General features: G+C 61.6%; 12 protein-coding genes. All 12 read right to left on the reverse strand.

What is annotated here, in order from left to right; genetic code table 11:
• Positions 1–109: 109 nt before the first annotated feature.
• On the reverse strand, positions 110–502 hold the full coding sequence (gene rplQ, locus ACY693_RS12695; protein WP_462322196.1) for a 50S ribosomal protein L17: 393 nt from the start codon (positions 500–502) through the stop codon (positions 110–112).
• Between the two features lie 73 nt (positions 503–575).
• Positions 576–1589 carry a DNA-directed RNA polymerase subunit alpha gene (locus ACY693_RS12700; RefSeq protein ID WP_462322197.1) on the reverse strand — a complete coding sequence of 338 codons (1014 nt, stop codon included), beginning with the start codon at positions 1587–1589 and terminating at the stop codon, positions 576–578.
• A gap of 20 nt (positions 1590–1609) precedes the next feature.
• Complete coding sequence (gene rpsD, locus ACY693_RS12705) at positions 1610–2230, reverse strand: 30S ribosomal protein S4 (RefSeq protein WP_462322198.1); 621 nt, start codon at positions 2228–2230, stop codon at positions 1610–1612.
• 13 nt (positions 2231–2243) lie between these two features.
• Positions 2244–2630 carry a 30S ribosomal protein S11 gene (rpsK, locus tag ACY693_RS12710; RefSeq protein WP_200240865.1) on the reverse strand — a complete coding sequence of 129 codons (387 nt, stop codon included), beginning with the start codon at positions 2628–2630 and terminating at the stop codon, positions 2244–2246.
• 80 nt (positions 2631–2710) lie between these two features.
• On the reverse strand, positions 2711–3067 hold the full coding sequence (rpsM, locus tag ACY693_RS12715; protein ID WP_462322199.1) for a 30S ribosomal protein S13: 357 nt from the start codon (positions 3065–3067) through the stop codon (positions 2711–2713).
• Between the two features lie 105 nt (positions 3068–3172).
• Positions 3173–3286 (reverse strand): 50S ribosomal protein L36, encoded by a 114-nt coding sequence (gene rpmJ / locus ACY693_RS12720; protein ID WP_200344028.1) that lies wholly within the window; start codon positions 3284–3286, stop codon positions 3173–3175.
• 117 nt (positions 3287–3403) lie between these two features.
• Entirely contained in the window at positions 3404–4756 is a 1353-nt protein-coding gene (gene secY / locus ACY693_RS12725; protein ID WP_462322200.1) for a preprotein translocase subunit SecY, read from the reverse strand.
• A gap of 29 nt (positions 4757–4785) precedes the next feature.
• The gene (gene rplO, locus ACY693_RS12730; RefSeq protein WP_462322201.1) at positions 4786–5229 is read right to left on the reverse strand and encodes a 50S ribosomal protein L15; all 444 of its coding nucleotides are present in this window, start codon (positions 5227–5229) and stop codon (positions 4786–4788) included.
• 1 nt (position 5230) lies between these two features.
• On the reverse strand, positions 5231–5419 hold the full coding sequence (gene rpmD / locus ACY693_RS12735; RefSeq protein ID WP_410757584.1) for a 50S ribosomal protein L30: 189 nt from the start codon (positions 5417–5419) through the stop codon (positions 5231–5233).
• A gap of 10 nt (positions 5420–5429) precedes the next feature.
• The gene (gene rpsE / locus ACY693_RS12740) at positions 5430–5936 is read right to left on the reverse strand and encodes a 30S ribosomal protein S5 (RefSeq protein ID WP_462322202.1); all 507 of its coding nucleotides are present in this window, start codon (positions 5934–5936) and stop codon (positions 5430–5432) included.
• Positions 5937–5946: 10 nt separating this feature from the next.
• Positions 5947–6303, reverse strand: coding sequence for a 50S ribosomal protein L18 (gene rplR / locus ACY693_RS12745; protein ID WP_462322203.1), 357 nt, complete (start codon positions 6301–6303; stop codon positions 5947–5949).
• A gap of 9 nt (positions 6304–6312) precedes the next feature.
• On the reverse strand, positions 6313–6704 hold a 392-nt coding region (rplF, locus tag ACY693_RS12750), incomplete at its 5' end, for a 50S ribosomal protein L6 (RefSeq protein ID WP_462322204.1).

Below are 6704 nucleotides of genomic sequence, written 5' to 3' on the forward strand. Positions count from 1 at the left end.
TGCCCGGGGATCGGCCATGAGCAGACCGCCAAACCGCGAACGGCCGGGTCAAGCCCGGCCGAACTCGCATCCATGAGGCGGAAACAGACCCTGCCACCCTTGCAACGCCTCAATCCTCGTCGTCCTCGACCATCAGCTCATCAGCAGGACGGTCAACCAGCTCGACATAGGCCATCGGTGCCGCATCCCCAGCGCGAAAGCCGCACTTAAGGATACGCAGGTAGCCGCCGGGACGCTCGCTATACCGCGGACCAAGCTCGAGGAACAACTTGCCGACTGCCTCCTTATCACGCAGTCGAGCAAAGGCCAGACGCCGATGATGCACCGAATCTTCCTTTGCTAAGGTGATCAAAGGCTCGGCGACGCGCCGCAGCTCTTTGGCCTTCGGCAGCGTGGTCTTGATCAGCTCGTGCCGGAACAGCGAGCCCGCCATATTACGAAACATTGCCTCACGATGAGCGCTATTTCGATTCAGTTTTCTTCCAGCTTTTTGGTGTCGCATTGTACTGTTCCGATCGGTACGGCTCCGGTCGCGCTTGGCCCGTTCAGACTTGGGCTCAGGCTTAGGCCGGTCGCTATTTGACCATCAATTCTTCGATGTTTTCAGGCGGCCAATTCTCGAGACGCATCCCGAGCGACAAGCCACGCGTTGCCAGCACATCCTTGATCTCGGTGAGCGACTTCTTGCCAAGATTGGGCGTCTTCAGCAGCTCAACCTCGGTGCGCTGGATCAGGTCACCGATCAGATAGATGTTCTCGGCCTTCAGGCAATTTGCGGAGCGCACCGTCAGCTCAAGCTCGTCGACCGGTCGCACCAGGATCGGATCGTAAGCCGGCTCGCTCGGACGGACCTCACTCAGGCCGTCGCTCGGACCAGACTGATCCAGATCGACAAAGCTTCCAAGCTGGTCGCGCAGGATGCTCGCCGCGCGCTGTACTGCATCTTTCGCATCCAGCGTTCCGTCGGTCTCGATGTCGATCACGAGCCGATCAAGATCGGTCCGCTGCTCGACACGGGCTGCCTCGACATCGATCGCCACGCGCAGCACTGGGCTGAAGGTCGCGTCGAGCGGCAGCTTGCCGATGGGTCGCTCCTCGCTACCGCTGGCCTCGCGCGCACTCGCCGGCTCATAGCCGCGGCCGCGGCGGACCGTCAGCGACATACTCAGCTCGCTCTTGCCGGTCAGGTTGGCAATCACCAGGTCCGGATTGGCGATCTCAGCGGTATGGTCAACGCTGATATCGCCAGCGGTGACGGCACCAGGACCCACCTTACTCAGGGTGTAGGTTGCCTCGTCACGCCCGTGAAGCCGAATCGCCAGCTGCTTCAGGTTGAGTAGGATCTCGAGCACATCCTGCTGCACGCCTTCGATGGTCGTGTACTCGTGCAGGATGCCCTGGATCTCGACCTCAGTAACAGCGAAGCCGTCCATCGAGGACAGCAGGATGCGCCGAAGCGCATTGCCGAGCGTATGGCCGAACCCGCGCTCAAACGGCTCGAGAGAGACCTTGGCACGATTCGGGCTACCGGCGACGGGGTCGACCTTGACGATGCGTGGCTTGAGAAAGCCACCTGCGACGTCTGACATAGAAATCTCCCTCGGCGGCGTTACTTGGAGTACAACTCGACAATGAGTGACTCATTGATGTCGGAGGGCAGATCAACCCGATCCGGGACTCGCTTGAAGACCCCTTTCGCTGACTTGCTGTCAACCTCGATCCATTCAGCGAAGCCGTTCGCCTCGGCGAGCGCCAGTGCGTTCTGCACCCGCACCTGCTTCTTCGCCTTTTCGCGAACCTCGATCTCGTCCTCGACGGCGACCTGATAGGACGGGATGGAGACGACCTTGCCGTTCACCAGCACGCCCTTGTGCCCGATCAGCTGCCGCGCCTCGGCTCGGGTTGCACCAAAGCCCATCCGGTAGACGACGTTGTCGAGTCGACGCTCGAGCAACTGCAGCAGGTTTTCACCGGTTGCACCCTTACGGCGTGCAGCCTCGGCATAGTAGTTGCGAAATTGCTTCTCCATCACACCATAGGTGCGACGGACCTTCTGCTTCTCACGCAACTGAAGACCATAATCGGAGAGCCGTCGCCGACGATCTGCGGCCTGTCCCGGCTGCTTCTCCAGATTGCACTTGGTCTCGAGCGCACGCGCCCTGCTCTTGAGCCCAAGATCGACGCCCTCACGACGTGCGAGCTTGCAGGTGGGACCAATGTATCTCGCCATGTTCTCTGCCCCGTTAGACGCGCCGCTTCTTCGGCGGTCGGCAACCATTGTGTGGGATCGGCGTCACGTCAGTGATGCTCGCGACCTTGAATCCGGCATTGTTCAGCGCCCGCACCGCGGATTCGCGCCCGGGACCCGGCCCCTTGACATGCACATCGAGATTGACGACGCCAAACTCCTTCGCAGCCTGACCGGCCCGTGTCGCCGCAACCTGCGCCGCAAAGGGTGTACTCTTACGCGATCCGCGGAAGCCAGAGCCCCCAGAGGTCGCCCAGGTCAGAGCGTTGCCCTGCCGATCGGTGATCGTAATGATGGTGTTATTGAACGAGGCGTGGATGTGGGCCACCCCGTCCGCCACCTGCTTCTTAACTTTCTTGCGCGTGCGCAGCTGCTTAGCCACTGTAATCTGTCTCCGAGCGAAAAAGGCAATCCCTGCCGCTGGCGCGATCCCGAGCCAGTCGGACAGAGCCCTAAACGGGTTTAACGACGAACCGGGCGCCGCGGTCCTTTCCGCGTCCGCGCATTGGTGCGCGTGCGCTGGCCGCGCAGTGGGAGGCCGCGGCGATGTCGAATCCCGCGATTGCAGCCAAGGTCCATCAAGCGCTTGATATTCATCGACACCTCACGCCGGAGATCGCCTTCGACCGTGAACTTGCCAACCTCGGCACGCAGGCGGTCGACCTCCTCCTCGGTTAGCGTCCGGATGGGAGCCGTGGTCGGCACCTGTGCGGCCTCGCAGATCGCGGCCGCCCGAGTCCGCCCGATCCCGTAGATCGATGTCAAGGCGATGACCGCATGTTTGCGGTCTGGGATATTGACTCCGGCGATTCGAGCCATGCGCGTTGCGCTCCTAAGCGTTCGGTTCTTATAGAGAAAAAGTGTAAACAGCGTAGTGTAGCACCCTGCACCTCAAGATGAAAGCGGCAGCAGGGCGCCGTGTTACTAACCCTGACGCTGTTTGTGGCGCGGGTCCTTGCAGATCACTCGGATCGTGCCATTGCGACGAATCGTCTTGCAGTGACGGCAGATCTTTTTGACTGAGGCTCTTACCTTCATGATGTTCTCCGTTTTCGTGTCGATGCTAGCGATCTCGGTCGCGCGCGGGATGCGCATCGCGCTGCCGCCGCTAGTAACCGGTTGAGCGATAGGCGCCGCCTCCGGTACGACCCTCAGCTACCGCGTCAGGCCTGCGCCAGGCGCCTTCAGGTTGGCCTTTTTCATCAGACCTTCATATTGATGCGACATCAGATGCGCCTGCACCTGAGCCATAAAGTCCATCACGACGACCACGACGATCAGCAACGATGTGCCGCCGAAATAGAACGGCACATTCCAACCGACGATCAAGAACTCGGGCAGCAGGCAGACGGCGGTAATGTATAGCGCACCGGCAGCCGTCAGGCGTGTCATCACTGAGTCGATGTAGCGAGCGGTCTGCTCACCGGGGCGAATCCCAGGGATGAACGCGCCCGAGCGCTTTAGGTTGTCCGCGGTATCCTTGGCATTGAAGACCAGGGCCGTGTAGAAGAAACAGAAAAAGATGATCGCGGTCGCATAGAAAATCACATAGACCGGCTCACCGGGCGACAGCTTAGCGGTCAGATCGGCCAGCCAACGCATGTTCTCGGACTGTCCAAACCACTGTCCGAGCGTCCCTGGGAACAGGATGATGCTCGAGGCGAAGATGGGCGGAATCACACCTGCCATGTTCAGCTTCAACGGCAAGTGCGTACTTTGCGCGGCCAACATCCGCCGCCCCTGCTGGCGACGGGCATAGTTGACGGTGATCCGCCGCTGCCCCCGCTCGACAAAGACCACGAAAGCGGTCACCGCCAACGCCAAGGCGAACAGCACCAGCACCGCCAACGCGTTCATCTCACCGGTGCGCACCAGCTCCAGGGTTCCGCCAACGGCGGCCGGCAGACCAGCGACGATACCGGCAAAGATGATCAGCGAGATGCCGTTGCCAATGCCGCGCTCGGTGATCTGCTCGCCGAGCCACATCAGGAACATGGTTCCGGTGACCAAGGACACAGCGGCCGTGAAGACGAAGCCAAAGCCTTGCTGCACCACCAACGCCGAGCCCCCCGCGGTCTGGCCCTGCAGCGCGATCGAGATGCCGATCGCCTGGAAGGTGGCCAGAACTACCGTACCGTATCGGGTGTACTGGGTGATCTTGCGCCGGCCGGCCTCGCCCTCTTTCTTGAGCTGCTCAAGCTGAGGGATCACCGCCGACATCAGCTGCATGATGATGCTGGCTGAGATGTACGGCATGATGCCCAGCGCCAAGATGCTCGCACGCTCCAGCGCTCCGCCTGAGAACATGTTGAACATATCCAGGATTGAGCCCTGGTTTTGGTCGAAAAGCACGGCGAGTGCCTGGGGATTGACCCCGGGAACCGGAATGAAGGTACCGATGCGATAGACGAGCAGCGCGCCCAGCACGAACAACAAGCGCTGCCGCAGCTCGGTCAGTCGGCCCATGCCGCCGAGCGACTGCATCATCGATGCCGTATTCTTCGCCATCTTACCGCCCCTGTTACGCTTGCGCTGGGTTAGCTATCAGACTCTGCGACCGATCCACCGGCTGCTTCGATTGCAGCACGCGCGCCTGCTGTCACCCGCAGCCCCCTGACCTGATAAGCGCGATCAACCTCGCCCGACTTGATCAACTTGGCCGATGCCACGGAACCATTGATCAGGCCCGCGGCACGCAGGCTTGCCAGGTCGACCTCGGTTCCTTCCAATCGCTTCAGCTCACTGAGTCGAATCTCATCCTTGCGCGCGGCCTTGCGCGAGCGAAAGCCGACCTTGGGAAGACGCCGCTGAAGCGGCATCTGGCCGCCCTCGAAGCCGGTCTTATGGAAGCCGCCAGTACGCGACTTCTGACCCTTATGACCACGTCCGCAGGTCTTGCCGAGACCACTGCCGATGCCACGACCGACACGCTTTGCGCTCGGCCGGCTGCCCGTATCGGGCGAAAGACTATTCAGACGCATCTCAACCGTCCTCCAACACGCGGACCATGTAGTGCACCTTGTTCACCATGCCGCGGGTCGCCGGAGTGTCTTCGACCTCGACGATCTGGTGCATGCGCCGCAAGCCGAGGCCGCGGACACAATCCTGGTGCGTCTTCAAACGCCCGTGCATGCTGCGCACGAGCTGAACCTTCAGCCTGTTCTCCGCCATTAGCTCGCTCCTAACCTAGGATCTCGTCGACGGTCTTGCCGCGCTTCGCAGCAACCATCTCAGCGTCGGCCATGCCAGAGAGGCCGTTGATCGTCGCCTGCACCACGTTGATGGCGTTATTGGTGCCGATGCACTTGGCGAGCACGTCCTGGACGCCCACCACCTCGAACACCGCGCGCATCGCGCCGCCGGCGATGATGCCGGTACCCTCGGAGGCTGGCTGCATGTAAACGTGGGCGGCGCCATGACGGCCATTGACCGGATACTGCAGGGTCGTGCCCTTGAGCCGGATATCGACCATGTTCTTGCGCGCGCTCTCCATCGCCTTCTGGATCGCCACCGGCACCTCTCGCGCCTTACCCGTGCCGTAGCCGACCCGGCCTTTGCCATCTCCGACAACGGTCAGCGCACCGAAGCCAAACACGCGGCCACCCTTGACGACCTTCGCCACCCGGTTTACCGAGATCAGCTTCTCGAGCAGCTCGTCGCCTTCGGGCTTTGGGTTGTAATTCGACATCTGCGTCTCCTCAGAACTGAAGCCCGTGCTCGCGCGCGGAATCGGCCAGCGCCTTGACACGGCCGTGATATTTGAACCCAGAGCGATCGAAGCTCACCTGCTCGACGCCGGCAGAGCGGGCTCGCTCGGCGATTGCGTGACCGATCTTGGCCGCGGCCTCGATATTCCCGGTATGCCCCTCGCAAGCCGCCTTCAGCTCCTTCTCGACCGTTGATGCGCTCGCGATCACGCGATCGCCCGTACCGGCGATGACCTGGGCGTAGATGTGACGCGGTGTCCGGAACACACAGAGCCGATAGCCACCGAGCTCGCGAATCTTGGCTCGGGCACGGGTCGCGCGCCGGAGCCGAGCATGTTTCTTATCCATCCGCATCACCTATTTCTTCTTGGCTTCTTTACGCAGGACCTGCTCGTCCGCGTACCGAACGCCCTTGCCCTTGTATGGCTCCGGCGGCCGGAACCCACGAATCACCGCGGCAACCTGACCGACCTGCTGCTTATCGATCCCGCGCACAACGATCTCGGTCGGCGATGGGGTCTCGATCTCGATGCCGTCTGGGACCGGAAAGTCGATGGGATGCGAGAAGCCCAGCGCGAGATTCAGCACCTTGCCTTTCGCCTGGGCACGATAACCGACGCCGACTAAGCTGAGCTTGCGCTCAAAGCCGCTGCTGACGCCTTTCACCATATTGTTCAGCAATGCGCGCGTGGTCCCGACCATCGCCCATTCTGCTTCGCTATCATCGGCGGGTCGCGTGGTGACGACTG

It is taken from the genome of Halochromatium sp. (assembly GCF_054919635.1).

Bases quoted from the DNA above. Each gene is read 5' to 3' on its own strand.
- rplQ (WP_462322196.1), bottom strand. From the start codon at position 502: ATGCGACACCAAAAAGCTGGAAGAAAACTGAATCGAAATAGCGCTCAT.
- ACY693_RS12700 (WP_462322197.1), bottom strand. From the start codon at position 1,589: ATGTCAGACGTCGCAGGTGGCTTTCTCAAGCCACGCATCGTCAAGGTC.
- rpsD (WP_462322198.1), bottom strand. From the start codon at position 2,230: ATGGCGAGATACATTGGTCCCACCTGCAAGCTCGCACGTCGTGAGGGC.
- rpsM (WP_462322199.1), bottom strand. From the start codon at position 3,067: ATGGCTCGAATCGCCGGAGTCAATATCCCAGACCGCAAACATGCGGTC.
- rpmJ (WP_200344028.1), bottom strand. From the start codon at position 3,286: ATGAAGGTAAGAGCCTCAGTCAAAAAGATCTGCCGTCACTGCAAGACG.
- secY (WP_462322200.1), bottom strand. From the start codon at position 4,756: ATGGCGAAGAATACGGCATCGATGATGCAGTCGCTCGGCGGCATGGGC.
- rplO (WP_462322201.1), bottom strand. From the start codon at position 5,229: ATGCGTCTGAATAGTCTTTCGCCCGATACGGGCAGCCGGCCGAGCGCA.
- rpmD (WP_410757584.1), bottom strand. From the start codon at position 5,419: ATGGCGGAGAACAGGCTGAAGGTTCAGCTCGTGCGCAGCATGCACGGG.
- rpsE (WP_462322202.1), bottom strand. From the start codon at position 5,936: ATGTCGAATTACAACCCAAAGCCCGAAGGCGACGAGCTGCTCGAGAAG.
- rplR (WP_462322203.1), bottom strand. From the start codon at position 6,303: ATGGATAAGAAACATGCTCGGCTCCGGCGCGCGACCCGTGCCCGAGCC.